General features: G+C 56.3%; 26 protein-coding genes and 1 tRNA gene. 15 read left to right on the top strand and 12 right to left on the bottom strand.

Annotated elements, in window-relative coordinates:
• Positions 1 to 64: 64 nt before the first annotated feature.
• Positions 65 to 388, top strand: a complete 324-nt coding sequence (locus tag ACFWW2_RS23790) for a hypothetical protein (protein WP_393932591.1) — start codon at positions 65 to 67, stop codon at positions 386 to 388.
• Between the two features lie 68 nt (positions 389 to 456).
• Here the strand turns inward: ACFWW2_RS23790 and ACFWW2_RS23785 are convergent, their stop codons facing one another.
• Both ACFWW2_RS23785 and ACFWW2_RS23780 read right to left on the bottom strand, forming a co-directional pair.
• Positions 457 to 1524: a DUF2235 domain-containing protein gene (locus ACFWW2_RS23785; protein WP_393932625.1), complete on the bottom strand. Its 1068-nt coding sequence runs from the start codon at positions 1522 to 1524 to the stop codon at positions 457 to 459.
• Positions 1511 to 3811 (bottom strand): xanthine dehydrogenase family protein molybdopterin-binding subunit, encoded by a 2301-nt coding sequence (locus ACFWW2_RS23780; RefSeq protein WP_393932589.1) that lies wholly within the window; start codon positions 3809 to 3811, stop codon positions 1511 to 1513. Before ACFWW2_RS23780 ends, ACFWW2_RS23785 begins: the two co-directional genes overlap by 14 nt.
• 179 nt (positions 3812 to 3990) lie before the next feature.
• Here ACFWW2_RS23780 and ACFWW2_RS23775 point away from each other — a divergent pair, with 179 nt between their 5' ends.
• Complete coding sequence (locus ACFWW2_RS23775) at positions 3991 to 4368, top strand: hypothetical protein (protein WP_393932587.1); 378 nt, start codon at positions 3991 to 3993, stop codon at positions 4366 to 4368.
• Between the two features lie 90 nt (positions 4369 to 4458).
• Here ACFWW2_RS23775 and ACFWW2_RS23770 read toward each other — a convergent pair whose 3' ends face one another.
• Complete coding sequence (locus ACFWW2_RS23770; protein ID WP_393932585.1) at positions 4459 to 5232, bottom strand: DUF3592 domain-containing protein; 774 nt, start codon at positions 5230 to 5232, stop codon at positions 4459 to 4461.
• Positions 5233 to 5350: 118 nt separating this feature from the next.
• Between ACFWW2_RS23770 and ACFWW2_RS23765 the strand changes: the two genes are divergently transcribed.
• Positions 5351 to 8512, top strand: coding sequence for a valine--tRNA ligase (locus ACFWW2_RS23765; protein ID WP_393932583.1), 3162 nt, complete (start codon positions 5351 to 5353; stop codon positions 8510 to 8512).
• A gap of 35 nt (positions 8513 to 8547) precedes the next feature.
• Here ACFWW2_RS23765 and ACFWW2_RS23760 read toward each other — a convergent pair whose 3' ends face one another.
• Entirely contained in the window at positions 8548 to 8709 is a 162-nt protein-coding gene (locus tag ACFWW2_RS23760; protein ID WP_393932581.1) for a Tat pathway signal protein, read from the bottom strand.
• A gap of 103 nt (positions 8710 to 8812) precedes the next feature.
• Between ACFWW2_RS23760 and ACFWW2_RS23755 the strand changes: the two genes are divergently transcribed.
• A complete protein-coding gene (locus ACFWW2_RS23755) occupies positions 8813 to 9928 on the top strand; it encodes a pyridoxal phosphate-dependent aminotransferase (RefSeq protein ID WP_393932579.1) in 1116 nt (371 codons plus the stop codon).
• Positions 9929 to 10018: 90 nt separating this feature from the next.
• Here the strand turns inward: ACFWW2_RS23755 and ACFWW2_RS23750 are convergent, their stop codons facing one another.
• A complete protein-coding gene (locus tag ACFWW2_RS23750; RefSeq protein WP_393932577.1) occupies positions 10019 to 11194 on the bottom strand; it encodes a pyridoxal-phosphate-dependent aminotransferase family protein in 1176 nt (391 codons plus the stop codon).
• Between the two features lie 127 nt (positions 11195 to 11321).
• On the opposite strand from ACFWW2_RS23750, the gene ACFWW2_RS23745 reads away from it, so the two are divergent.
• Complete coding sequence (locus ACFWW2_RS23745; RefSeq protein ID WP_393932575.1) at positions 11322 to 13112, top strand: ABC transporter ATP-binding protein; 1791 nt, start codon at positions 11322 to 11324, stop codon at positions 13110 to 13112.
• Entirely contained in the window at positions 13105 to 13839 is a 735-nt protein-coding gene (locus tag ACFWW2_RS23740; protein WP_393932573.1) for a YgfZ/GcvT domain-containing protein, read from the top strand. Before ACFWW2_RS23745 ends, ACFWW2_RS23740 begins: the two co-directional genes overlap by 8 nt.
• On the opposite strand, the gene efp is transcribed toward ACFWW2_RS23740, so the two are convergent.
• On the bottom strand, positions 13836 to 14399 hold the full coding sequence (efp, locus tag ACFWW2_RS23735) for an elongation factor P (RefSeq protein ID WP_393932572.1): 564 nt from the start codon (positions 14397 to 14399) through the stop codon (positions 13836 to 13838). The two genes, ACFWW2_RS23740 and efp, sit on opposite strands and share 4 nt — an antisense overlap.
• Before the next feature lie 223 nt (positions 14400 to 14622).
• Between efp and ACFWW2_RS23730 the strand changes: the two genes are divergently transcribed.
• On the top strand, positions 14623 to 14946 hold the full coding sequence (locus tag ACFWW2_RS23730; protein WP_393932571.1) for a DUF6280 family protein: 324 nt from the start codon (positions 14623 to 14625) through the stop codon (positions 14944 to 14946).
• Positions 14947 to 15003: 57 nt separating this feature from the next.
• On the opposite strand, the gene ACFWW2_RS23725 is transcribed toward ACFWW2_RS23730, so the two are convergent.
• Positions 15004 to 15582: a cobalamin biosynthesis protein CobQ gene (locus ACFWW2_RS23725; RefSeq protein WP_393932569.1), complete on the bottom strand. Its 579-nt coding sequence runs from the start codon at positions 15580 to 15582 to the stop codon at positions 15004 to 15006.
• A gap of 52 nt (positions 15583 to 15634) precedes the next feature.
• On the opposite strand from ACFWW2_RS23725, the gene ACFWW2_RS23720 reads away from it, so the two are divergent.
• Positions 15635 to 17086 (top strand): cobyric acid synthase, encoded by a 1452-nt coding sequence (locus ACFWW2_RS23720; RefSeq protein ID WP_393932567.1) that lies wholly within the window; start codon positions 15635 to 15637, stop codon positions 17084 to 17086.
• On the opposite strand, the gene ACFWW2_RS23715 is transcribed toward ACFWW2_RS23720, so the two are convergent.
• The 3 genes from ACFWW2_RS23715 to ACFWW2_RS23705 all read right to left on the bottom strand — a co-directional run bounded on the left by ACFWW2_RS23715 (position 17083) and on the right by ACFWW2_RS23705 (position 19940).
• Entirely contained in the window at positions 17083 to 17745 is a 663-nt protein-coding gene (locus ACFWW2_RS23715) for a hypothetical protein (RefSeq protein WP_393932565.1), read from the bottom strand. The genes ACFWW2_RS23720 and ACFWW2_RS23715 overlap by 4 nt on opposite strands.
• A gap of 117 nt (positions 17746 to 17862) precedes the next feature.
• Positions 17863 to 19221, bottom strand: a complete 1359-nt coding sequence (locus ACFWW2_RS23710; protein ID WP_393932563.1) for a TolC family outer membrane protein — start codon at positions 19219 to 19221, stop codon at positions 17863 to 17865.
• Between the two features lie 65 nt (positions 19222 to 19286).
• Positions 19287 to 19940, bottom strand: coding sequence for a protein-L-isoaspartate O-methyltransferase family protein (locus tag ACFWW2_RS23705; RefSeq protein ID WP_393932561.1), 654 nt, complete (start codon positions 19938 to 19940; stop codon positions 19287 to 19289).
• Positions 19941 to 20067: 127 nt separating this feature from the next.
• Here ACFWW2_RS23705 and ACFWW2_RS23700 point away from each other — a divergent pair.
• Together ACFWW2_RS23700 and ACFWW2_RS23695 are read left to right on the top strand one after the other, a co-directional pair.
• Positions 20068 to 20141: transfer RNA gene (locus tag ACFWW2_RS23700), tRNA-Cys, on the top strand.
• A gap of 69 nt (positions 20142 to 20210) precedes the next feature.
• Positions 20211 to 21554 (top strand): DUF6538 domain-containing protein, encoded by a 1344-nt coding sequence (locus ACFWW2_RS23695; RefSeq protein ID WP_393932559.1) that lies wholly within the window; start codon positions 20211 to 20213, stop codon positions 21552 to 21554.
• A gap of 27 nt (positions 21555 to 21581) precedes the next feature.
• Here the strand turns inward: ACFWW2_RS23695 and ACFWW2_RS23690 are convergent, their stop codons facing one another.
• The gene (locus ACFWW2_RS23690; RefSeq protein ID WP_393932558.1) at positions 21582 to 22466 is read right to left on the bottom strand and encodes an ImmA/IrrE family metallo-endopeptidase; all 885 of its coding nucleotides are present in this window, start codon (positions 22464 to 22466) and stop codon (positions 21582 to 21584) included.
• On the bottom strand, positions 22463 to 23011 hold the full coding sequence (locus ACFWW2_RS23685; protein ID WP_393932556.1) for a helix-turn-helix domain-containing protein: 549 nt from the start codon (positions 23009 to 23011) through the stop codon (positions 22463 to 22465). The genes ACFWW2_RS23690 and ACFWW2_RS23685 overlap by 4 nt, the downstream gene beginning before the upstream one ends.
• Here ACFWW2_RS23685 and ACFWW2_RS23680 point away from each other — a divergent pair.
• From ACFWW2_RS23680 to ACFWW2_RS23660, 5 genes are read left to right on the top strand one after another with little or no spacing between them, the layout of a single operon-like run.
• Entirely contained in the window at positions 22986 to 23459 is a 474-nt protein-coding gene (locus ACFWW2_RS23680; protein ID WP_393932554.1) for a TIR domain-containing protein, read from the top strand. The genes ACFWW2_RS23685 and ACFWW2_RS23680 overlap by 26 nt on opposite strands.
• Positions 23456 to 24082, top strand: coding sequence for a hypothetical protein (locus ACFWW2_RS23675; RefSeq protein ID WP_393932552.1), 627 nt, complete (start codon positions 23456 to 23458; stop codon positions 24080 to 24082). Before ACFWW2_RS23680 ends, ACFWW2_RS23675 begins: the two co-directional genes overlap by 4 nt.
• A complete protein-coding gene (locus ACFWW2_RS23670) occupies positions 24079 to 25209 on the top strand; it encodes a nucleoside triphosphate pyrophosphohydrolase family protein (protein ID WP_393932550.1) in 1131 nt (376 codons plus the stop codon). The genes ACFWW2_RS23675 and ACFWW2_RS23670 overlap by 4 nt, the downstream gene beginning before the upstream one ends.
• Positions 25206 to 25898 (top strand): hypothetical protein, encoded by a 693-nt coding sequence (locus ACFWW2_RS23665; protein ID WP_393932548.1) that lies wholly within the window; start codon positions 25206 to 25208, stop codon positions 25896 to 25898. The genes ACFWW2_RS23670 and ACFWW2_RS23665 overlap by 4 nt, the downstream gene beginning before the upstream one ends.
• Before the next feature lie 58 nt (positions 25899 to 25956).
• On the top strand, positions 25957 to 26592 hold the full coding sequence (locus ACFWW2_RS23660; RefSeq protein WP_393932546.1) for a TIR domain-containing protein: 636 nt from the start codon (positions 25957 to 25959) through the stop codon (positions 26590 to 26592).
• Positions 26593 to 26643 lie beyond the last annotated feature (51 nt).

Here is a 26643-nt window from a genome sequence, read left to right as displayed (position 1 = left end):
AAACGACATATTTTATCCTAGAGATTCGAAGACGACTTAACCAACCATTCAGGAGACATGAAAAATGAATGACACAGTACTTGAACTCGCCCCCTTCAAAATAAAGCCGACGAGCGCAGAATCTGACTTGCTCGCCGCTTCCGACACCTTTCAGAAAGCGTTTCTCGACAAGCAGGATGGCTTCATCCGGCGCGACTTTGTTCGCAAAGAAGACGGCACATTTGTCGATGTGATCCTCTGGCAAAGCCGCGCCCATGCAGATGCCGTTTTCGAAGAGGCAAAGTCCTCGGATGCCGCTGGCGCATATTTTAGCCACATCCACGTCGATCCCGAGAATGCGGATCCTGGGGTAGAACTCTGCACCGTGCTGCGGTCATTCGCCAGATAGCAGTCCGATGGTCACAGCGAAGCGGCGATCATGAGATTGCCACTTCGGTTCGGACATCCGAAATTCGCCTAACCTCTGACCTCTTCAACCAGGCCCTCTTTCACGGGAGTTTCGTCTGTCTCGCCCCTCAGGCTTTCATGAATACTCTCGGACATGTCACGCCCGATGATCCGGCGGCGCCGTGAGAGAAATATCTTCGACCAGCCTCGCCAGTTGCCCATAGACCGCGCCTCCACATCCTGTTCGAACCGGTCGCGCCATCCGTCTGGCAAGGGCACATTGCACGCCTCGAGCTTTTCCAGCATCCAAACCAAAGGAATGTTGGCAAGTGGGCGCGCCCACGGGTAATCCCCCACCTGTCCACCCACATCGCCATGGTTTCCCTTGAACCAGACCTGCTCCATATGACCTTTCCAGCCCGGCGGGCAGGCCCACATCACAGGCGCATACGCCTCGCGGCGTTCATCCATGCCCAGCGCGTGAAAGCCGTGGCGAACATGACCGCCGAGCGAATGGTTGTGAAAATCATGCTGCGCTTGCGCCCAGCGCCAGACAATCGGCAGGCGCAGCCCCAGCGCCTTGACCGTGTCCCAGACCGCCACAGCCTCGATCTGGACATCATCATGGCAATAAAGTTCCCTGAACTTCTGCGCAACTGGCCCGCGCGCACCCGTCCGATAATGGCGATAGGCCTGCCTGACCGCGCGTACGGTGGCGCAGTCCGCCTTGACCAACCCCACCAGGTCAATGACACCCGCCAGCGACCGCACGGCATAGGCACCACGGGAATAGCCGATCAGGATAATCTCATCGCCCAGCCGATACCGCGACGCGACAACGCCGTAGGCGCGTTCGATCTGGCGGTTGATACCTTTCCCGGTCATCACACCCAATGTGCCCGACCAGTCACGCCACTGAATCCCTGCTTCGTAATGAACCGTCAGGTTCGCCCTTTGGCTGACTTCACGCAGCAGTTTGAAGGTAATGCCGGCATTGGTCTCGCGCCCTGGTGCCAGCGATGACATGGTTCCATCCAGAATAACCACATGGGTCGCTTTGCCCCGGTGGCGTATTCCGCCTTCTTCGGTACGCGCCCGGCGCCCGAAAAGACCAAAGAACCAGTCACGCAGCTGCACTGTCACCCTTCGCTGTTTCGATCGCCTGCCAGACCCTGTGCGGTGTGAACGGCATATCCATTTGGCGCACGCCGACATCCCACAGGGCATCGATCACCGCATTGCTGACGGCAGCCAGCGCACCCACGGTGCCCGCCTCGCCGCAGCCTTTCATCCCCATCGGATTATACAGCGATGGGGTGCATTCTGTCGAAAATCCGATCATGGGAATATCATCGGCGCGGGGCATGCTATAGTCCATAAAACTCGCCGTGAGCAGTTGACCATCCTCGTCAAACACCACCCGTTCGGTCAGGGCCTGCCCGATCCCTTGCGCCACACCACCATGTACCTGGCCCTCGGCAAGCATCGGGTTGATCAGATTGCCGAAATCATCAACGACGGTATAGCGGTCGACCGTGACAACGCCGGTATCGGGGTCAATTTCGACCTCGGCCACATGGGCACCGTTCGGAAAGCTGCGATTGTCCAGCCGGATACTGGCAGACTGGCTTAGCAAATCATCGCGGCCAGCCTCACGTGCCATATCGGCAACCTCCAGCATGGTGGGCGTCAGGTTCGATCCGGCAATCCGGAAACGTTCATCGTCAAAACTGACGGCTGAGGCATCAACCCCCTCACGCTCCGCCAGAAACACGCCAAAGCATTCCAGAATGACATCGACCGTGGCCAGCGTGGCTGTGTTCTGCACCGTGACAGACCGGGACCCGCCGGTGCCACCACCGGTCGCAATCTGGTCGCTGTCGCCCTGAATCACCTCGATCTGATCTGCTGGGATACCCGTCTGATCCGCCAGAAACTGGGCATAAACCGTTTCATGCCCCTGTCCGTTCGACTGGGTGCCGACATAGATTTTCGCGCCACCCACTACAAAATCGACTTTCGTCGTTTCCGCCGGATCGCCCAGAATACTCTCGATATAATAGCACAGGCCCTGGCCGCGCAGCTTACCCGCCGCAACCGAGGCCGCCTTGCGCGCCGCAAAACCATCGCGATCTGCCTCGCGGGCCACGCTGTTTAACACCTGCATGAAATCGCCCACGTCATAGGTAACACCCGACACGGTTGTGTATGGAAATTTGGCGGGCACGATGAAGTTCTTTTCGCGCAGCGTCCAAGCATCGACATCCAGCTGCCGCGCCGCTTCATCCATTACACGTTCCAGCACAAAAATCGCCTCCGGCCGCCCGGCCCCACGATAGGCATCAACTGGTGTGGTATTGGTAAAGATGCCGCGCGTGCGCATATAGGCGGTCTGCACATCATAGGTCCCCATCAGCACCTTGGAAAACAGATCGGTCTGGATGGCCTGGGCAAACTGCGAATTATAGGCCCCCATATTCGCAATCGTATCAAGGTGATATGCCGTGATCCGATAGTTCGCATCAAACGCAAGTGTCGCGGTCGTGGTCAGATCACGGCCCGCATTATCCGTCAGCATCGCCTCGGTCCGTTCAGACATCCAGCGGACCGGCCGACCCAGCACACGGGCCGCATGGGCAACGCAGAAATACTCGGGATAGCGCATGGCCTTCATGCCGAAACCACCACCCACATCGGGGTTGGTCACACGCACATCGTCGGGGTCCATCTGAAGTTGCCGGGCCAGATCGGCTTTCATGCCCCACACACCCTGCCCACCAAAGGACACATGCAGACGGCCATCAACCACCTCTGCAAAACAACCCCGGGCCTCCATGGAGTTCACGATTACCCGGTTATCAAACACATCAACCTTGACCACATGGGCAGCGGCTGCAATCGCAGCCTCGGTTCCCGCTTCATCCCCCATGCCCCAGTCAAAGGCGAGGTTATCGGGCGCCTCGGCATGAATCGCATCACCGCCAACGGTAAGATCGACATGAACGGGCAGATCGTCGATCTCCAACCCGATCATCTCAGCGGCATCCTTGGCGGCCAACACGCTGTCAGCCACGATCATCGCCACAGCCTCACCCACATGGCGAACCCGGTCCTTGGCCAACATCGGACGCAAAGGGGCAGCACCGCGCGACCCGTCACGGTTCTTGACCGTGGATCCGGCCAGCGCAATATCAACGCCAGCCGCCTCAAGATCCGCGACCGTCACGATCAGATGCACACCCGGCATCTCGCGGGCATCCTCAAGATCGAGACCCGTGATCTCACCGTGCGCAACCGACGCGCGCAGGAAATAAGCATGTAACGCGTCCACAGGCGCAATGTCGTCCACATAGCGCCCATGCCCTGTCAAAAGCCGCACATCCTCAACCCGTTTGACGGACTGGCTTTTGCCGAATTTTTCCATGCGCTGGCTCCCTGATTTACTGCCAGACATCACCCTAGACCGACAGTCAGGTTTGTCCATATGCGACCCGACCCGAAAAAAATCAAAAAAGATGAGAATAAGATTCCGGGGCCAGCCGTAACCCTTATGACCGGCAAGCAAACCGGCAGCAAACCAAACAGAATGACGGAGCCACCATTATGAAACTCTCACTTATCGCCCTATCCCTCGTCGTCGGCCTGAGCGCCTGTGACGCCTATGCCGGCGGCCATGCGACGGCCCCTGCAGCCGAAACTAACGGCATCCTGACCGACGCCAACGGGATGAGCCTTTATACCTTCGATCCTGACACCGCCACGTCCTCGGCCTGCAACGGCGGCTGTGCGCAGAACTGGCCACCTCTCTACGCGGCTGCAGACGCCGACGAGACGGGCAAATTCACGACAATCACCCGTCAGGACGGGACCAAGCAATGGGCGTATGACGGTCAGCCGCTCTACCTGTGGGTCAACGACCGCGCCCCCGGCGACACAACCGGCGATGGCGTTGGCGGCAACTGGCACCTCGCGCGGCCATAAAACGACGACATATTTCAAAAAAGACGTTCGAAGCGAGACATCAATCGCCACAAGTACAGGCCTGCGTCAGCGATGATGCAGGCTTTACGCTCAATTCGGGGCTCCCCGTCCCACCTTGGGAAGCTGACTGTCCGACAGCTTCTGCGGGCCAACATCCCCCTCCCATACGCTATGATCTTTGCGGATATAGACATTGATCCGGGTACCGATACCAATCGCCCGCAGCTTGCCAATTGGGTGCATCAGGCTCTCGCCGCGCATGCCGCCCTCCGTGCGCCATACCAGATAGCCCCGACCCGAGGGGCGACCGGAATTCTTGGTTTCGGTAATCGCTTCGATCGTTGCAACGCTCCGATATCCGTATTTTCGGGTCAGCACGAAGCGATTGGTCCGATTGCCGTAAAACCACAGGCCGATCAAACCCCCAACGCCCGCAAAACCGGCAATCATCTGAAAGCCCTGCGCATCATCGCGAGCCTCACCGACGTAGGTTTCGAATTTCTCGGGGCGATGCGGCAGATAGCGGATCGTGTGCGTGCTGCCGGGTCGGGCAAGACTATACTGGCCATGCGAAACCTTACGGTTCTTCTGGTAGGTGACGTCATCGACGATGTAGCGGTAGGTGACATAGTAGTCATCAGCCCCGTCGGAGTCGCTTCTGATCCGACGATCCACAGCCTCAGCCACGATCGTCACGCCCGTCCGCTCAAACTGGATCGCGTTGCGGTAGCCATTCACGCTGATCAGGGTCATGAGAAGGCAAAACGCCCCCGCGATGATCACCAGCACCCCGCCCTTGGCACGAAACAGCGAAAACCAAGAACGCGGCTCGGTCAAATCATGCTCCGGTGGCACGCCCGCCATAGTTCAAATTCCCTTGCGTCCTTCTGAAACAAACTAGAACCCCCTTTGCCGTATCACAAACCCTTTTCCTTACCGCCCCCCTCGGCTATCTGACCCCAAACCGAACGGGAACGTGACCATGGCCATGGAAAAGACATTCAACGCAGCCGAGGCAGAAGCCCGCATCTACAAGATGTGGGAAGACGCAGGCGCGTTCAAAGCAGGCGCAAATGCATCGCGCGATGAAACCTTCTGCATCCAGCTACCGCCCCCCAATGTCACAGGGCATCTGCATGTCGGCCATGCATTCAACCACACCCTGATGGACATGCTGATCCGCTGGAAACGGATGCAGGGCTACGACACGCTCTGGCAGCCGGGGCTGGATCATGCGGGCATCGCAACCCAGCTGATGGTCGAAAAACAGATGGCCGAGGATGGTGAAAATCGCAAACGGTCCGAAATGCCCCGCGATGAATTCATCGCCAAGGTCTGGGCGTGGAAGGCCGAAAAGGGCGGCGTGATCGAACAGCAGGCCCGCCGTTTGGGCGACAGCATGGATTGGGAGCGTTCCGCCTTTACCATGTCGGGCGCGAGCAGCGCGCCTGCCACCGAAAAGCCCGGCAACTTCCACGACGCCGTACTCAAAGTCTTTGTGCAGATGTACAATGACGGGCTGATCTATCGCGGCAAGCGGCTGGTCAACTGGGACCCGCATTTCGAAACCGCGATTTCCGACCTCGAGGTCGAGAATATCGAAGTCGAGGGCCACATGTGGCACTTCAAATACCCGCTCGCCGGTGGGGGAACTTACGAATACGTCGAGAAGGACGAGGACGGCAACGTCACCTTACGCGAGACCCGCGACTATATCTCCATCGCCACGACCCGGCCCGAAACCATGCTGGGCGATGGCGCCGTTGCCGTGAACCCCAAGGATGCGCGCTACGCCCCCATCGTCGGCAAGCTTTGCGAAATTCCGGTCGGCCCCAAGGAGCACCGCCGTCTGATCCCGATCATCACCGACCCCTACCCCGACCCCGATTTCGGGTCCGGTGCGGTCAAGATCACCGGCGCGCATGACTTCAATGACTACGAAGTCGCCAAACGCGGCAATATCCCGATGTACAACCTGATGGACACGAAGGGGGCCATGCGGGCGGATGGGAAGCCTTATGCCGAAGAAGCGGCCACTGCTCTGGCCATCGCCAGCGGCGAACAGGATTTCGATGAAAACATGATCGCCGCGATTAACCTGGTCCCCGACGCATATCGCGGGCTTGACCGGTTCGAGGCGCGCAAGAGGGTGGTTGCCGACATCACGGCAGAAGGCAATGCCGTTATGATCCCCAATCCGCGCGTGGGTTCCACCCACCCTACGGATGGTAGGGTGGGTGATAACCCACGCGATGATGACGGTGCCAATGACGAACCGACGCACATCCCCTTCGTCGAAGCGAAGAAAATCATGCAGCCCTTTGGCGACCGTTCAAAGGTCGTGATCGAACCGATGCTGACCGATCAATGGTTCGTGGACAGCGCCAAGATCGTCGGCCCCGCGCTGAACTCGGTCCGCGAAGGACGGGTCAAGATCATGCCCGAGAGCGGCGAAAAGGTCTTTTACCACTGGCTGGAAAACATCGAACCCTGGTGCATCTCGCGCCAACTCTGGTGGGGACACCAGATCCCTGTGTGGTATGTCTTTCATCCTGAAGATGCAAAGCACTACGCAAGCGCGGATGCCTTGGTTGAAAAACTCAAATCGGGATGGTCTGGCCCGCGCACAGTTGCGATTTGCGCTGAAAACATGGCAGCTGCAACTGCTCAAATCCAAGAGTTATATGGTTGCTCTGTAGCAGTCGATTTTGAAATCGAAGAACAGACTGCAAGCGGACATCGCACTCCTTCAATGGCTGGAGGCGTCGATTACATAGATGGTGAAATGGTCAAGGTTCACGCGCGGCGCGACCCCGACGTCCTGGACACCTGGTTCTCCTCCGGCCTCTGGCCTTTCGGCACGCTCGGCTGGCCCGCGGACGACCCAGCCATGAAATACTTCCCCGGTGACGTGCTGATCACCGGGCAGGACATCCTGTTCTTCTGGGTCGCCCGGATGATGATGATGTCCGAAGCGATCCTGGGCAAGGAGCCGTTCCACACCGTCTACCTGCACCAACTGCTGCGCGATGAAAAAGGGCAGAAGATGTCCAAGACGCGCGGCAATGTCATCGACCCGCTCGACATGATCGACGAATACGGGGCCGACGCGCTGCGCATGTCCAACGCCGCCATGGCCGCCCTCGGGGGCGTGCTGAAAATCAGCGAAGACCGGATCAAAGGCTACCGCAATTTCGGCACGAAACTCTGGAACGCCTGCCGCTTTGCGGAAATGAACGAAGTCTTCGCAAACCGCGCGTTGGGGTTCGACGCTTTGCCGACGCAAGTCCGACGCAAATCCGACGCCCAATTTACGGTCAACAAATGGATCGTGGGCGAGACGGCAAAGACACTCGAAACCGTCAATGGGGCCATGGAAACCTACCGTTTCAACGACGCCGCCAATGCGCTTTATGCCTTTGTCTGGGGCAAGGTCTGCGACTGGTATGTGGAACTGTCCAAACCGATGCTACTGGACGGAAATGAAACGGAAAAATCCGATACACAGGCGACGATGGCATGGGTTCTGGATCAATGCATGATCATGCTGCACCCCATCATGCCCTTCATCACCGAAGAGCTGTGGCAGACGCTGGGAAGCCGTGAAAAAATGCTGGTCCACATTGATTGGCCCACCTATCAAGCCATTGATCTTGTTGACGAAAACGCCGATCACGAGATGAATTGGGTGATCGACCTGATCGACAATATCCGCTCCGCCCGCGCTCAGGTCCACGTCCCCGCCGGGGCAAAGGTTGCGTTGCTGGTCACCGGGCTGGATGCAAAGGGGCAGGCCGCCTGGGACAACAATCAGGCCATGATCCAGAAACTCGCCCGTGTGGAAAGCCTGACCCATGTCGACAGCTTCCCCAAAGGCTGCGTCACCATCCCTATGGACGGCGGCACCTTTGGTATACCTTTGGCCGATCTTATTGATGTCAAAGAAGAAATCGCGCGTCTGGAAAAGACACTGCAGAAGCTGGGCAAGGAAATCGGCGGGTTGCGGGGGCGTCTGAACAATCCAAAATTCGTGGAGTCCGCGCCTGATGAGGTTGTGGCAGAAGCCCGTGAAAACCTGGCGCTGCGTGAAAACGAAGAAACTGAATTGAAGGCCGCAATCACACGGTTGCAGGAAATCGGCTGATACCGGGGCGGCAGATTAAGCCGCCCTTTACCAATTTAGCGGACAACACGCTCGACCGCGCGCATCGCACCGGCCGCCTTGTCATAAACCAATGTCAAAATGCGCCGACCGCCAGTTTTTGCCGCGATCTGCGGCAGGCTGCGTGCCGTCAGGGCGGCCCCGGAACTGGCTAAAAATCCGCGTCGACTGATCTTCATCGGGGCCTCCATCCACGTTTCGCCGTGCTCGAAACGCATAGTTGCGAACGATTCTCATATATGAACGGTTGCGCGCAATTCAACCCCGCGCTTATCTGCGCCCATGAAAACGCCGCAACTCACCCCGCTCGCCGCGACCCTGCCTGCATCAGTCCCATTTGTCGGGCCAGAGGCGCAGGAACGCGCCACCGGTCGCCCGTTCATCGCCCGGCTGGGCGCCAACGAATCCGCTTTTGGACCATCACCCAAGGCGATCGCTGCCATGCAAAAAGCCGCTGGCGAGGTCTGGATGTATGCCGATCCGGAAAGCCATGATCTACGGCAAGCGCTGGCACAACATCATGATATTCCAGCAGAAAATATCCAGATAGGTGAAGGGATCGACACCCTGCTCGGCCTTGTTGTGCGCCTGTTCGTCACCTCCGGTGATGCGGTCGTCACCTCTGCCGGGGCGTACCCGACCTTTAACTATCACGTGGCTGGTTTCGGCGGCACGCTGCACACCGTTCCCTACAAGAACGACCATGAAGACCCGGACGCTCTGATCGCCAAGGCACAGGAAACAAACGCAAAACTGATCTATATCGCCAATCCCGACAACCCCATGGGCAGTTGGCATGACGCGCAAACGATCTCGCACATGATAGACAACGTGCCTGATGGCTGTCTGCTTGTACTGGACGAAGCCTATATCGACCTCGCCCCGCCGGGGACCGCGCCGGATATCGACATCAACGCGCCGCAGGTCATCAGGATGCGCACCTTTTCCAAGGCCCATGGCATGGCGGGCGCGCGGGTTGGGTACGCCATTGGACAGGCCGAAATCATCAGCGCCTTCAACAAGGTACGCAATCATTTCGGGATGTCACGGATCAGTCAGGCGGGCGCACTCGCCGCGATACAGGACAAAGGCTGGCTTGATACTGTGCGCACCAACGTCACTGACGCTCGCGAAAAGATCAACGATATCGCCCGCGAAAACGGGCTCTCTCCCCTGCCATCTGCCACGAATTTTGTCACCATCGACTGCGGCGCAGATGGGGCGTTCGCCCGCGCGGTTTTGGACGCCCTGATCACGCGCGGCATATTTGTACGTATGCCTTTTGTCGCGCCGCAAGACCGCTGCATCCGCGTCAGTTGCGGCACCGACGCACAGATCGCCGCCTTTGCCGCGGCCCTGCCCGAAGCCCTTTCCGCCGCCCGTGAGGGATCCGGCTAGTTATGGTCGATGCAGCAATAAGGCATTGCCCAGGAATAGACGGTGCTGGCGCTACGCCGCCTCTGTGATCCACCACGACGCCAGGCTGATCTAACCCTGCGCAATCACCGCCGCTGCGGCATCCAGAGCGCCGCCACCATGGGCGATGCCCAGCGCCATCAGCCCCGCCTGGATCGTACCCAGAGCCCCCATGATCATATGCGCATTGATGTGACCCATATGGCCAATGCGAAAATAGGCATCGGCCGGATCACGGCCCAGACCGATGCCAAGTGTCAGCCCGCACTCTGTCTCGCACCATTTCTGCAAGCGGTCCGCATCAGGCGATGCCATACCCACGGATGTCACGGCGAAAGATCGCTCTGCCGCGTCTGCGATGTTAAGGAAGATATCACTGCCCTCAGACCAGCAGTCAAAAGCGGCCCAGACGGCCCGGGCCAGCGTTTCGTGACGGGCAAAGACGTGATCCAATCCTTCATCCTTGATCATGTCCAGCGCCGCCCGCAGACCGTAGATATGATGTGTGGGCGCCGTCCCGTCGAAATACTGGTAGTACATGTCGGGGTTCGTACGCGTGCGCCAATCCCAATAGCTGGTCACGGATTGGCCCCGCTGCGCATCCGCTTTGTCATTATACCAGACAAAGCTGATCCCCGTCGGCGTCATCAGGCCTTTCTGACAGGCTGCAACGGTCACATCGACACCCCAATTGTCCATCTCGTACCGGTCGCACCCTAATGATGCGATGCAATCCACCATCAAAAGCGCGCCATGACCCACCCGGTCCATCGCGGCTCGCAGACCGGCAATGTCATTCTTGACGCCGGTCGAGGTGTCGACATGGACGGCAAGGATCGCCTTGATATGGCCTGTTTTATCTGCAGCCAATGTCGCCTCGACCTGGGCCAGATCAATGGCGGCACGCGGACCGTAATCAATCGTCTGCACATCCGCACCAATGCCTTCGGCCATTTCGCCCCAGCCAATGCAGAAGCGCCCCGTGGCCAGCACCAGCACACCATCACCGGGCGACAGCACGTTGGACAACGCGGCCTCCCATGCGGCGTGCCCATTGCCAACATAGATCGCAACATTGTGCGCGGTCATGGCAATGGCCTTGAGATCGGGGATCAGGCTGTGCGTCACATCGTGCAACTCGCCCTCGTAAATATTGGGCGACGCGATATGCATGGCCCGCAAAACAGCATCTGGAATGACAGAGGGACCGGGAATGGCGAGGTAAGAACGACCTTGAGACAGAGACATAAAATGAGCTTTCGAGAGTGGTATTGGCGCAAGTTAACGCAGCGCTTTCTGGCGTCAAGCTTGCCTCACTTGCCCTGATGCCCCATTTGGGATTAGACCGTTCTGACCCCGCCCCAAAAGGTTGCTCATGCCACCACCAATACCCAAAACCGGCAAAGAGACGTCGCAATCGGCATTCACGCTGTTTCGGTGGTTGTGGCGGGACTATCTGCGACCGCATAAGCGGTTATTGGCCATAGCGGTCCTCCTGCTGATGGTCGAAGGACTAATGCTGCCTTTGCTCGCCCGCATGGTCGTACCATTGTTCGAGGACGTCTTCGCGGCGCGTGATCGAAACGCCCTTTATTGGGTTGGCTTTGCGGTAATGGGCATCTTTTTCGTCAGAGCTGTCACATCGGCCGCGCAAAAAATTCTGATGGCCTACATACGTGAATTGGTTTCGGCGGCAATGCGCCGGCAGCTTTTGGGGCATCTGATGTCGTTGGACAGCGCCTTTTATCAGACACATCCCCCAGGGCAGTTGATCGAGCGAGTGCAAGGTGATGTGGGCGCAATCAATTCTGTTTGGAGTTCCATAATTACCGCATTAGGGCGGGATTTGGTCTCGCTCATTGGTCTAACGGCTGTTGCACTTTGGCTCGATTGGCAGTGGACGTTGATGGCGATTGTGGGCATCCCATTGTTGGTTCTCCCATCACTGCTTGTTCAGTCTTACATTCGCCGACGGTCCCGCCATGCGCGCGAGATCGCGGGGCGTATCTCAACCCGCCTTGATGAGGTATTTCACGGCATCAATCCGATCAAGCTGAACTCTCTCGAAAACTATCAGGCCAGCCGGTATGACGCGCTGATCAAGGAAGGGATCGACGCAAACGTAAAGACCGCAACCGGCCAGGCAGCAGTTCCATCTTTGATCGACATCATGACGGGTATCGGCTTCCTTGGCGTCTTGCTTTACGGCGGCTCACAAATCATTGCCGGCGAGAAAACCCTTCCAGACTTTATGGGGTTCTTTACGGCGATGGGTGTTGCCTTTGACCCCCTGCGCCGCCTCGGCGCAGTAAGTGGGAAATGGCAGATGGCGGCGGCCAGCGTCGAAAGGCTGCAATATATCCTTAACCTCAAGCCAACGATCCTGTCGCCGGCCCAGCCCATGGGCGCGCCCAGTGGATCGCCGCAAATCACGCTGAACGACGTGCACATGAATTATGGTGAACTTCCGGTCTTGCGGGGCGCAAGCTTTATCGCGGAGGCCGGTAAGACAACAGCACTTGTTGGCGCATCAGGTGCGGGCAAAAGCACGGTGTTCAACGTGCTGACCCGTTTGGTGGAACCCAGCAGTGGCAGCGTCACGATCAATGATCTGCCCATCAACGCCTTGGATTTGCAGGATTTGCGCAGCCTCTTTTCCGTGGTGTCCCAAGACGCCGCGCTTTTTGATGAAACCTTGCGCGACAACATCCTGCTGGGGCGTGACGATGTGGACGACAGCAAACTTGATGAGGTTTTGAAGGCGGCCCATATCGCCGACTTTCTGCCCAATCTGGATCATGGGCTTGATGGGCAGGCGGGCCCTCGCGGATCGAACCTGTCGGGCGGTCAACGACAACGGGTCGCCATTGCCCGTGCACTGCTAAGAGACACGCCCATATTGCTGCTGGACGAGGCGACAAGCGCCCTTGATACCAAATCAGAGGCGATAGTGCAGAGCGCGCTGGAACAACTCTCGGTCGGGCGCACAACCCTTGTGATCGCCCACCGGCTTTCGACCGTCCGCAACGCGCATTCCATCGTGGTGATGGATCAGGGCCGCGTTGTCGATCAGGGCAGCCATGATGAACTGCTTGAAAGGGGCGGCATCTATGCCGATCTCTACAACATGCAGTTCAAGAGCGACGAGGATGGCCAGAATGACTGATCGCACGGTGATCGCATTGACCGGCAATGATCGTGTCACCTTTCTGGATGGGTTGGTGACAAACAGCATCCTTCAGCCAGAGGGCAGCATCATTTACACGGCCTTGCTGACACCGCAGGGCAAATACATCGCCGACTTCTTTGTCATCGTGGAACCCGATCAATTGCTGATCGACGTTGCCACAACACTAGCGCCCAGCCTTGCGCAGCGTCTGAGCATGTACCGGCTTCGGGCTGATGTCGGGATTGCCGAGACGGATCTGATCGTCTCACGCGGAACCGGCCCCGCACCGGACGGTGCCTATGCCGATCCCCGTCACCCCGCCCTTGGCTGGCGTGACTATAGCGACGCGCAGATTAGCGATGACACCGATTGGGACGCGATCCGTGTTGCGCATTTGATCCCTGAAACAGGCATCGAACTGACGTCCGACACCTACATCCTCGAAGCCGGGTTCGAGCAACTCAATGGCGTTGATTTCAAAAAGGGCTGTTTCGTCGGGCAGGAAATCGTCGCCCGCATGAAACACAAAACCGAGTTGAAAAAGGGACTGGCCAAGGTCAGCCTTCACGGGTCAGCATCGCCCGGCAATGCAATCACAGCGGGTGAAAAGCCGGTCGGGACTTTGCACACGATTGCCGGCGATCAGGCCATTGCCTATCTGCGCTTTGATCGGGCCACAGGACAGATGCAGGCCGGTGACGCCACGCTTAAACGGATCGACTAGGCCCGCTCGGCGTATTCAAATGTCTCGGTGTTGACGACAATGTCTTCGTCCTGCGCGACGAATGGCGGGATCATCACGCGCAATCCGTTGTCCAGTATGGCAGGTTTAAAGCTGTTGGCGGCTGTTTGACCTTTGACAACAGGCTCGGTCTCCACCACCTTGCAGACCACCTTTTGCGGCAGGCTGACATTCAGTGCCTCTTCGCCGTAATACTCGATCTGCACCACCATGCCGTCCTGCAAGAATGGGCGGCGGTCGCCAAGGATATCCGCAGGCAGCGCAATCTGGTCGTAGGTTTCGCTATCCATGAAGGTCAGCATGTCGTCAGCTTCAAACAGGAACTGCTGATCCTTTTGGTCCAGACGCACACGTTCGACCTTGTCCGCCGACCGGAACCGTTCGTTCAACTTGCGACCGTCGCGCAGGTTTTTCAGCTCGACCTGGGCAAATGCACCACCTTTTCCCGGCTTCACATGGTCCACTTTGACTGCGGCCCAAAGGCCACTATCGTGTTCGAGAACATTGCCGGGGCGAATTTCGTTACCATTGATTTTGGGCATGGGTCACTTCATGTCAGAATTGTGTCGGAAGGTTGAAAGTTCTTCGCCACACGCTATATCTGGGCGGTGGGTGCCTGACAAGATCACGAAATATGCTGTTTTGACTGGATGAGCTATGCAGTATTTGCATGGCTGCCATTCCAAAAGAGACCGCCCGAATCGGACTCAAAAGGGCATATTGGCGCTCACGCGGAACTGCAAGAACAAAAACAAGGGAACAATGATGAGAGATTTCGTCGACGGTACAGCGTTCAACAATGAACAAGGGAACCGTGCCCGCAAATTGTTCGCCGCGGTCGTGTTGGCTGCGCTGGATGATGCGATTGCTGACGACAAGAAATATGGCAATGGCCCCGAACAGATCGCCCGGTGGGCGCGTTCGCGCGATGGTCGCGAGGTGCTGTCATGCGCCGGGATCGACCCGAACGAACGTGTTGTGGCCGGCCTGATGGAATTTGTTGGCAAAGGTGTACGTACATCTGTGGCGCTATCGCGTGAAGAAAGCGAGCGTCGCAATGCTGCTGAACAGGAAGCGCGCGCCGCTTAACCTGTCACAGACTGTTGGTTTCAAAAAATGCGGTCCAAGCGGGCCGCATTTTTTGGTTCAGTTACCCGCAAACATGATGGCGAATATGATGAAAGGGGCAAATTCCGTCAGCCCCAAAACGACAATAAGAACGCGCATCCCCACCCCTTCGAACCGGCGCCACAAGACCGCGCAACATAACAGCGACGCCGCGACCTCTAGCGGGCCAATCATATTGCCAAAATGCCGGGGGTCCCAATAACTGACCGGGCTTTGAAATATCCAGTTGGTGAGCGGCCAGAAATGCGCTCGTCCGTCGTCATGGTGAAACAGGAAATCCAGACCCAGATGCAGCATCGCCGCACCGCATAATGCAATCACAACCGGTGCGCGAAACATCAGCCCATAGGCCAGCCCCATGCCCCACAGGATCATGGAATTATCGATCCGGAATATGCTTTGCCACGCGTCCGAAAAGTAAAGCCGCCCGAACACCACATCAGGTGACGTGCCCAGCACCTGCAAATGCCAGCCCGCCATCAGGTAAAGCGACAGATCGGGGATGAGCGCGCCAGCCAGTGCGGCGGCCGTGATCTTGGCTTGTCCGGGTTTGGCAAAGGCGGTCAGGCCGAAAATCAGATGCGCCGGTGTGTTCATGCTCTTCCCCTGCGCGCCTCGCGCCCCTATGAACCTAGACGACGGAGGCGCGATGACCAGAGCAATCATGATACAAGGGGCCGGCTCGAACGTGGGCAAGTCCATGCTTGTGGCCGGGATCGCGCGGGCCTGCGTCAAGCGCGGGATGCGCGTGGCCCCGTTCAAGCCCCAGAACATGTCCAACAACGCCGCCGTCACTGCGGACGGAGGAGAGATCGGGCGCGCCCAGGCCCTGCAGGCCATGGCGTGTGGGCTGGAACCGCTGATCGACATGAACCCGGTCCTGCTGAAACCAGAAACGGATACCGGGGCGCAGGTTATCGTTCACGGCCAACGCTTTGCCACCATGAAAGCACGCGATTATGGCAAGCAGAAATCACAGCTGTTACCCGCCGTACTGGAAAGCTTTCATCGCATCGCAAAGGGTCGCGATCTGGTTATTGTCGAAGGTGCCGGTAGCCCGGCAGAGGTCAATCTGCGCGCCGGGGATATTGCCAATATGGGCTTTGCCGCCGCCGCCAACGTGCCGGTGGTTCTGATCGGCGATATCGACCGGGGCGGCGTGATTGCCCAACTGGTCGGGACGCACGCCGTTCTCCCCCCCGATGACCGGGCACTGATCAAAGGATTTGCAATCAACAAGTTCCGGGGTGACCCGACGCTGTTTTCCGATGGCATGGATATCATCGTTGAACAGACCGGTTGGGCCCCTTTGGGGATCGTGCCGTGGTTTGCCGATGCGTGGAAGCTGCCCGCCGAGGATGTGATGGATGTCACCAGCCGGAAAGGCGGCAGCATCAAGGTGGCCGTCACCCGCCTGAACAGGATCGCCAATTTCGATGATCTTGATCCGTTATCCACCACACCCGGCATCAGCGTCGAGGTGATCGAGGCTGGTCGCCCCCTGCCGGGCGATGCCGATCTGGTAATTGTTCCCGGTTCGAAATCCACTATTGCAGATCTGGCCCATTTTCGGGCGCAAGGGTGGGATATCGACCTGGCCGCCCATGTCCGGCGCGGCGGGCATGTCTTGGGCATTTGCGGCGGTTATCAGATGCTGGGGCAGGACATCATCGACGAGGACGGCATCGAAGGACCGCCATCAAAGGTCAGCGGCCTGGGCCTGTTGAATGTGCGCACCGTGATGAAACCCGAAAAACGCCTAGCGCGCTCGACCGCAACCTACCTGCCAACAGGTGACACGGTCTCAGGCTACGAGATTCATATCGGGGACACGACCGGACCCGACTGCGATCGGCACTGGCTGTCGCTTGAGGGACGTGGTGAAGGTGCCGCGTCCCGCGATGGTCGCGTTCTAGGATGCTATCTGCATGGCCTGTTTTCCGAAGACGCGTTCCGGGCCGCCTTTTTTAACAAACTGGGTATTCCGGTCGCCAGCCATAACTACCAGGCTGGTGTTGACGCGACCCTGGACTCACTTGCCCTGCATATGGAGTCACATTTGAACATCGACGAACTGATTGGGCTTGCCGGCGATATCTAATGAATGTCGCGGGTCGCCAGAATCTGATTGATCTCGCGCCGGACCAGTTTGCGCACGTTTCGGGTAATCCGTTCACCGGTTTCCCCGCTCAATTCCTCGCGCACGATCTGCGCGATCATATCGCGTAGAATGTCCTGATCAATTGTAGCTGAAGGGTCCAGAAAATCGCTCAGCCCGCCGCTGAACTCGGCCTCCGGTTCAGCGCTGGCAGGCTCTTGAGGTTCGGCATTGTCTGCCTCTGGCTCCGCACTGTCTGATGGCTCGTCGGCTTCCGGCTCTGCCTCGGCCTCCGGGGTCGCAAACGCGCTCACCGCCCAGGCCGCTTCGTCGAATGTTTCACCTTCATCAGGTTCCCAGTCATCGGGCTGGGTTGTCACTGCTGCCTCAAGCTCCGCGATTGTCGCTTCCAGCCCTTCAAGCTCTGTCCGGTTGCCGGGATCAAGCATCAGAACATTATCAGCATCAGCCGGGCCAGTTGACTCGGCAGCTTCAACTTCGTCCACACGCAATGCCGGGGTCAGAATCAGGCGCTCAGACGACGCCTGTTTACCGCTGTCCGCATCATCGTCGCGCAATACCTTTCCTTCACCCTTGGTGACCAGCTTGCGCACCGAGGACATGACCTCATCAATTTCGTCTGAATTCGCAGAGTTCGACATCGTTCATCCTGATGTATCGCCCGCCCTCAACGATATTAACCGAATACCCATGGTCAAACAACCGGCGCAATTTCCCGATCGGCGAGAATCCGACCTTTTGCCAGTGAGTACCTAAGGTCAGTCGCCGATGGCGCGCAGAACACGATCCAGCGCCTGCCCCTGCGGGGAAATTGCAACCGGAGCCTGCTTGGCCAGGTTATAGTATTCCGATGGATCATATTGCTGCACGGGCAGGTTCAAATGGGCCGCATTCAGCAGGCCCATGGCAGCCAGAACTTGGTAAGATGCAATCACCTCGTCCGCCTGCGCCGAAATCGAATTGGCCTGCGCATCCAGCAATTCCTGTTCTGCGTTCAGCACATCAAGGGTCGTCCGCGAGCCCAGTGTGGCCTCTTCCCGGACACCCTGAAAGGCAACGCGCGCCGCCCTGATCTGTTCGTCCGATGCGACACGCGATGCACGGGCCACAAGCAGGAACGAATAGGCGTTCCCTACTTCCTGCTGAATTTGCTCAACGGTCACATACAGCCCGGCGCGGGTGGCATCACGGCGCGACATGAACTGACGGATCTGGCTGGACAGGCGGCCACCATTGTAAATTGGGCCGGTCGCCTGAATGCCGATCTGGCGGGAATCATCTCCATCGGGGTCGGTCGCCACAAATCCTTCAAGCGTGATATTGGGGCTCAATGCGGCCTCTGCCCGGCGGATGTTCAATTCTGCCGCACTTACCGCATGCTGCGCCTCCAGAATGCTGGGGTGGTTGCGCACAGCAAAGCTTTTGGCTTCTTCAATCCCGCGGGACACAGGCGCTGGTGACACCGGTCGTGGCTGTTGCGGGGCACGTCCTACCGCAGCCCGAAATTCCTCGATCGACCGGGCCAATGTTCCTTGCGCAGCAGCCAACAGGCTCCGCGCTGAGGCCAAACGCGCCTCTGCAAGTGCGACATCGGTGCGGGTCACTTCACCCACCTCAAACCGATCCTCTGCAGCACGCAACTCCTCGGTAATGAGGCGAACATTGTTTTGACGCAGTGATACAAATTCGCTGTCGCGACGCACGCTCATATAAGCCTGCACGGCACGCAAAAGCACGCTCTGCTCAACCGAACGCAGCGATTGGCGGGTGCCAAGGATCGTTTCTTTCTGGGACTCGACGGCCAGCTGGTTCGCACCGCCGTCATAAAGTATCAGCGATCCGGTGATACGGGCCGAGGCCTGCAGCAGGTCTGCGCCCGGGGTATTCGGGCGGGTGTTCGTGGCATTAAAGGACCAGCCGATCACTGGCAGGGTAGACGCGACAGATTGGGCAAGATCCTCATCTGCGGCGCGCAGCAACGCGCGGTTCTGCTCCAAAAGGCCAGAGTTATTGTAAGCAGCGGTCAGCGCGTCAGCGAGGGTTTCCGCCTTGGCCATACCCGCGATACCCACCGACACCAAGACGGCCAAAGCAGTCAGTTTTACCTGTTTAATCATTGCGCTGCGCCTCAATGTTATCATTTTTTTCCAAGTGATACCGCATCTGATGCCCCGCACCAATGCTAAAGTGTGAAGGCCGCCGGCTTGTGGAAGCCGGGCAACACAGGCGCACCGGCATTAAAGGTGAAGCGCCAATTCACCTGACCATCGATTTTGTGCCCAATACGCACGACCCCAAGCGCACTTTCAGCAAAGACACAGGCAATGCGCCCACCTTCGCGTAGCTGTTCCAGTAATGCCTCGGGCACCTCTTCCACGGCACCCTGCACGAGGATGATATCATAAGGACCCGACTTTGCCGATCCGTCCGTCAAAGCGCCAGTCATGACCGCGGCATTGTCCACGCCATGTTCCGACAGCAGGCTCTGCGCCTCTTCTGCGCGCGCCTCATCATCTTCAAGCCCGATAACAAATTCGGACATCCGGGCCAGGATCGCGGTGGAATAACCCAGGCCGCAACCCACATCCAAAACGACGTGATGACGCTGAATATCCAGCGCATCCAGCATCTTGGCCAGCGTCCGCGGCTCCAGCAGGGTGCGGCCCCCGCCAATATCCAGGTTTTCACCAACATAGGCAGCTTCGCGCAGGTTGGCCGGAACAAAAACCTCGCGCGGGACGGCCAGCATGGCGTCGATGATCGGAAATTTGGTCACATCAGAGGGCCGGACTTGCGTATCAACCATCATCGTGCGGCGGGCTGCATAGTTGCTCACGGGACTAAACTCTTTCGTTCAGAAGTTTCGTGCGTTCATGCCACAGAAGCCGCGCTGCAGCAACGGTAGATCGGCGGCGCGCGATCTCTTGCGCAAGTCCAAGCCATGGTATATCTGCCAGCACGGCGGCGAGTTGGCGGAGTGGTGACGCAGCGGATTGCAAATCCGTGTACACCGGTTCGATTCCGGTACTCGCCTCCATACAGTCCATTTGGGACTTAACCCCCTGAAAGCATTGAAAATCAATTATTTTCACCTACCTTAGACGGTATGATGGACTATAACTTGGACTATATTGGGCTAGTAAATCGACCCGATTATCACGCCCCAACCCTTGTGCCGCTTTCCGCCAAAGGTGGAAAATACTACGTTTGCGTAACGATGCCTGACGCCCTGAGGAAAGGTTCTCAGAAGCAGATGATGCGTTCGACGGGTACAACTGACGAAAAGATCGCCAAAACCAAGCTCGTTGCTTTGGCCAACGAAATCTATGCAGAGTTTGATCGGAAGCTTACGGGTCTGCATGGCCAGTACGTCGCCGACACCGAACAGGCCGCATACACCTCAACGATAGGCGACTTTTCAAAGGTCTTCACCACCAACCCACTACTCATCCAGAAGCACGGCCTAGACAAGGACCCTGCCCTCAAGATCACAAGGCTCTTGCCAAAGTGGATTGAGGACATGGAAGAAAGGAACAAAAGTAACCACAAGGAACGCACTTCTCGACGCAATAAGTTGGACGAGTTCGTCAAAGTCGTCGGCGACCTGCATGTAAAGGACATCACCAAAGTCCATGGCTACCAATATGCAAAGTGGAACCATAAGCAGGGTCGAGCCAACAAGACCATTCGTTCGCTGAACACGAAAGTCGTTGCGTTTCTCAATTGGTGCGAACGGGAAGGTCACATCGATGACAACCCATTAGCCAACCTGAAGCTTGCTGACTTCGGCAAGGAATCCCTTCCGTACCTGCCGTTTGAACCAAGTGAATTGAACGATCTGTTTGCTCAAGACATGGAGCCTCAGGATCGGTTGTGCCTAACGCTTCTGGCTATCACAGGTGCCCGACTGGATGAGATTGCCCTTCTGACTTGGGAGCAGGTGAAGACAGACTTCGGTGGATTGATGTACATCGATCTGCGGCCAGATGAGATCAAAGTGAAAACCGACGGATCGCATCGCGTGGTACCAATCCACTCCAAAGCAGAACCATTGCTTGCTGGTGGAACTGGTCGGATTTTCGACTATAAGCTCGATGCAGACGGTAAAGCTCAAAACGCAGCAAGCAAGCAATTGATGCCCTATGTGCGCAACGTGACGCAGCACCCACGTAAAGTGGTTCACTCACTGCGAGGAACGTTCAAACAGATGCTTGAGAATGCGGGCGTTACGGATGATATGGTGGATCAGCTTGAGTCTGGTGAAATTACGCTGAGTGATATCGAACGCTCAATGAAAGACAACTTGGTTGAGAAGCGGGTTAACGACAAGATTACAGGCCACTCCTCCAGAGACGTGTCGGGTAAGTATGGCTTTGGCCCTCTCTTGATTCCAAGAGCGATTGCGGTTGAAAGGATCGATCTTGGTTTTTTGAACCTGGCCAAGAGGTAGCTTGATGCAAGCGAAACAGCGACGATATCAGAAGCGCAGTCGATCAACGACATCGGGTTCAACTTCTTCAAACAATCCAGCAGAAGGTCCGCTGTTTGCAAAAATCAGCAATGAAAGCCCTATATCATGACGTTCCGATATTAGGGCATGTTCGGTTGCTGCTTCTCCGAGCCAGACGCCCATATCATGCTGAACCATATCCGCTAAGCCCACACACCCAGATCGGACAATGATAGGTGACGCAATCGGAACTGGTTTCGGTGCGAGGCCAGAAACCTTTATGAACGCACCTGACTTGAGCGCTGGTTCACTTGATCTCGCCCAAAGAATAAATCCCTCACGCGAGACCACCAACATGGCTCTTTGCTGGGTATATGACAGCCATCGAAGTGTAGCTGCCATTAGTGAAACTTGGTACCGTTCAGCACATTCGCCAAGCTGTTGGAAGTCGGTTTTGGACTTGGGTGGGACTCTAGCCCGAAAATCATCAAGAGGCATCAGTAGGCCCGCAGCGAACTTGTTGGCCTCAGCTTCGACACGGTTATATTCACTATCCCATTGCCCCATCTGTTCTAGGGTGCATTGCAATCCGTCAGGGTATTTCTCACGATGAAGGAGGTAGTGTCCGAACTCATGAGCCAGTGTGAAGTTGGCTCGTCCAGTGGACTTAATCTTTGATGAAAAACCAATACCCCACTCTTTCGACCCGCCCCCACGTGGGATGAGTGCCCCCTCAAACCCATCAAAAGGGCGGCTTACCACCTTAGTGATCGGGTCAGCAGGAAAAACCTGCTGAGAGTATTCGGTTGCCAGCTTTGCGACATCAACAGGGAACCGTTCTTGTCCTAGCACCTGCGTCATCATCAATGTCAGATCATTGGCCCAGCGTTCTGGGGTCTTGTGCTTGTTCATTCATCATCCCAGAGGTCTAGCATCCGCCGCATCGTTTGCTGTTTGTCCGCATCCAAGCCACTAAATTTCCTGAAGAAAACTTTGTCCTCTGGTGCCAAGTCATCTGTTGAGTTGATAGGGGTGCCAATCAATACGTCTACTGTCGTTCCAAGCACTGATGCGATTGCAGCAAGTTTGTCTGCCGAAGGTCTGGGCGGCTTCTTGTTCTCCAGTTCCCAGATATAACTCTTACTGCATTCTGCTTTGTCAGCCAGTTGGTCGAGGGTTAGCTGCCTCGCCTTACGCCGTTCGCGTATGCGCTCACCCATGGGTGTCGTCATAAAGAATCTCCCGTTTTCTTTAAGTTCAGAGTAGACGCATTTTTCGTTCTTGACAAATAATTCGATGAGTCGGATGATGTTCGGAGTAGCGATACTTCTTAGTTGCCCACTCTCGCACCAACTGGTCGCGGTGATGCATGTGCCAAAGAAGCTGGCTTTGTAACCGCGTCGAAACCTTGGTGAATGAGAAGGAATGAATATGAAGGGTAGCAAGAATATCTTCATCAGCCACATCCATGAGGATGATGCGGGCTTAGCAAAGCTGAAGACGCTGACGCGCAACCACGGTCTCACCGTACGAGACGGGTCCATCAACAAAGCAAAGCCCAACAGAGCTAAGAATGCTGACTACATCCTCAACAAAATTATTGGCCCTCGCATTAAATGGTGCAGCGTCATGGTTGTCTACATCATCCCCCAGACCAAAAATAGTGGATGGGTTGATAAAGAAATCATGCGGGCTGCCAGCTTGGGTAAACGCATCGTTGGGGTGTGGGCGCATGGACATGCTGGATGTGAACCGCCTGCAAATCTGAAGCAGTTGGCTGACGCTATGGTCGGCTGGGACGGAGGGCGCGTTGTCGATGCTCTGACGGGTAACTTCAATGGTCGGGAAACACAGGATGGGACTGTTGCCGACCCCATCCCTTTCAAAAGGGTGAAGTGTCAATGACTGTCTGGTCTTACAAGGTTGCCCGTGATTACGGTTTTGCCCCGAATCCATTCCATGGTGTCTGCACTCTCGCATGTTGCAAGCCGCTAATACGGGGTCATGCCAATATCGGTGACTGGGTGATTGGAGCAGGTTCGAAAGCCAATGGGCTTTGGGGCAAAGTAGTCTATGCGATGATTGTCGATGAAACCATGACGTTCGATCAATACTGGAATGACCCTAGATTTCAGGTGAAGAAACCCGTGCTTGAAGGCGCTCACAAGGGGTTCTTTGGTGACAATATCTACCAGCGCGACGGTAGCGTGGATGGGTTTCGGCAAGCAAACTCTCATCACAGTATGCGGGACGGTTCCGTCAACACGGACAACCTACGTCAAGACACGCAGGAAGATCGCCTGCTGTTAGCCCGACAATTTGTTTACTTTGGTGCGAACGCGGTCACTCCACCACAGCACATATTCGGTCATCTTGGAGAACCGTTCCCTCGCGACGTTCGGACATATAAAAGCTACTCCCCAGAGATGCAGCAGGCCATCAAAGACTGGTTGCTAGAGTCGTTTGACTGGGGGCTAAGAGGGCTTCCTGAGGCATGGGGCAATGCCATCGAGGGGAAGCGCACATGACTTATGACATCAACGCATACTGCGATGAGGTGCAGGCAACTGATCGTTTCGAAGAAGACGAGACCCAACCCATATTGCTTGGTCTCTTCGGTGAAGTGGGAGGCGTGATGTCAGCGGTCAAAAAGCTGAAGCGGGAGAAGAAGGCATACATCGGATTCCGCGCAAATGTCATCGACGAGCTTGGCGATGCATTTTGGTATTTCACGGCATTGGCTCGACGGTTCGATGTTTCCGTGGCCCAGTTACTGTTGGACCTTAATGCATCTGCATCCAGTGATGCCCAGTCGGTGATTGCGTCTGACGATCCGCTTTGCCCAGTTGCCATCTCCAACAAGATAGGCCCGAAACAAGAAGTTTGTGATCAGGCATTGGTCAACATCGGACGTACCAGTGCAGACATGCTGCGGGTCCAATCGATGAACGTAGACGAACGACTCAACGTCATGAGATCGTTCATCCGAAATTTTTTGACCGTGCTTGGCGAGTGCAACGTCAGCTTTTCTGAAGTGTTGACGGAAAATGCCAAGAAAACAAAATCGCGTTTTGGTAAGCTTGACTTGAAATCCCAGCCAGATTTTGACGCCGATTTCATTGAGTACGAGCAGCTTCCTCGGCAATTCACCATCGAGATGCGTGAACGTGACAACGGAAAGGTCTATCTGCGTTGGAACGGTGTCTTCATAGGTGATCCACTGACAGACAATATCGCCGAAGGTGACGGTTTCCGCTATCACGACGTGATCCACTTTGCACATGCCGCGATTCTGCACTGGTCGCCCACGATGCGTGGTTTGCTAAAGCGCAAACGCAAGAGTGACCAGCTAATCGATGAAAGCCAAGACGGTGGCCGTGGTGTTGTGGTCGAGGAGGGTTTGGCCGCCTGGTTGTTCTCAAAAGCAAAGGAACTCGACTATTTCGAAGGTCACACCAGCGTGTCCTTGGACCTGCTGAAACATATCCAAGACTTTGTGCGCGGTTACGAAGTTGATCAATGCCCCATGAATCTTTGGGAGAAGTGTATCCTTGACGGATACAAGGTCTTTCGTCAGGTCCGCAGCAATAAGGGTGGTCTGATCATCGGTGATCGTGACACGCGAACGTTGCAATTCAAGAAGCTTGATACATGACCGATCCAACCTCCCAGACAAATGAACCGCTCTTCTCGTTCTCGATATCCGAGGACTTTAGTATGTCTGTCGAACTTGGGGCGTGGGTTGCGCCTGCGGTGTTGGCCCTAGCGGCGGGGGGGCTGATTTGGCTTTGGTTTCGTGGTCGGATCGGTCTAGGCAGTTTTGAACTGGATAGTGCTGGCATTGGCATTGGTGACACCAACGTCAGTTTCAAACCAAACAGGACCGACCGACAAATCGCCTATGCAATCTGGGTGGAACTAAGCACAAGAAAGGTCGGACTTGCGATTGATCCCGAACACGATGTGATTTCTGAGGTCTATGATTCTTGGTATAGTTTCTTCGGTGTTACCCGTGACCTGATCAAAGAAGTTCCTGCCCACAAGCTCAAGAGCAAAGGAACACGTGCTATTGTGCGGGCTTCCGTTCAGGTGTTGAACGAAGGTCTTCGTCCGCATCTCACCCAGTGGCAAGCCCGCTATCGCAGATGGTATGAAGCGACGCTGAAAGATGACGACATCAGGGACCCGCAGTCCGTGCAGCAGGAGTTCCCGAAGTACGACGATTTGGTAAAAGACCTTCTAGAGATCAACGCCAAGCTGATCGAATACCGAAAGGCGATGTACCAACTGGCGACAGGTGACCCTGAGAGCATCATCGCTATCGATGAAGAAATCATGGATTGACGTTGGTCTGTTAGATACCACGAAAATTTGGATGGCAGTTGCGCAATAGGAAACGGAAATGACGAAGGCATTTGTTAGCTATCATCACGATAATGATCAGTATTACCGTGAACACTTAGCTGAACTCGGTCTTGTCTACGGTGCCTTCCAAGATGGTTCTGTGGAAGTGGGTGACATCGACGATGGTCTTCCTAGTGAAACTATTCGCCGCATCATCCGTGATGATTACCTTCGAGATTCCGAGGTAACGATCCTGCTCTGTGGAACGGAGACTAAATTCCGCAAACACATTGACTGGGAACTAAAATCGTCAATGATCGACGGACGGGTCAACAAAAAATCTGGCATATTGGTAATCGATCTTCCATCCACATCTTCGACCAGTTGGCACTGCGGCCTCCCTGATGAAAAGGCAGTGATTTACCCTGATTACGCAGGATCATGGATGAGTTTGTCGCAGAAATCGGATTACGTGTCTCGGTATCCAGATATGCCAGATCGCGTCATTGATAACTTGTTGGCTCCCCAGGTTTCGATGTCTGTGGTGCCGTGGTCCCGTATAGAAAACCAGCCTGATAATTTGAGGTGGTTAGTAGATGCTACGGCGACTGTGGGCCGCAGCAACCAGTATGATCTGACTTTGCCGATGCGTCGTAAAAACTACAACCCAAAGCTTGAATACGGAGCGATCTGACCCGACGCACGAGGGGTCCCCTCAATCTGTTCGTCTCTATATGACGCTTTT

It is taken from the genome of Yoonia sp. R2-816 (assembly GCF_046762905.1).
GTDB lineage: Bacteria > Pseudomonadota > Alphaproteobacteria > Rhodobacterales > Rhodobacteraceae > Yoonia.
This window is presented reverse-complemented; position numbering and strand designations above follow the sequence as displayed.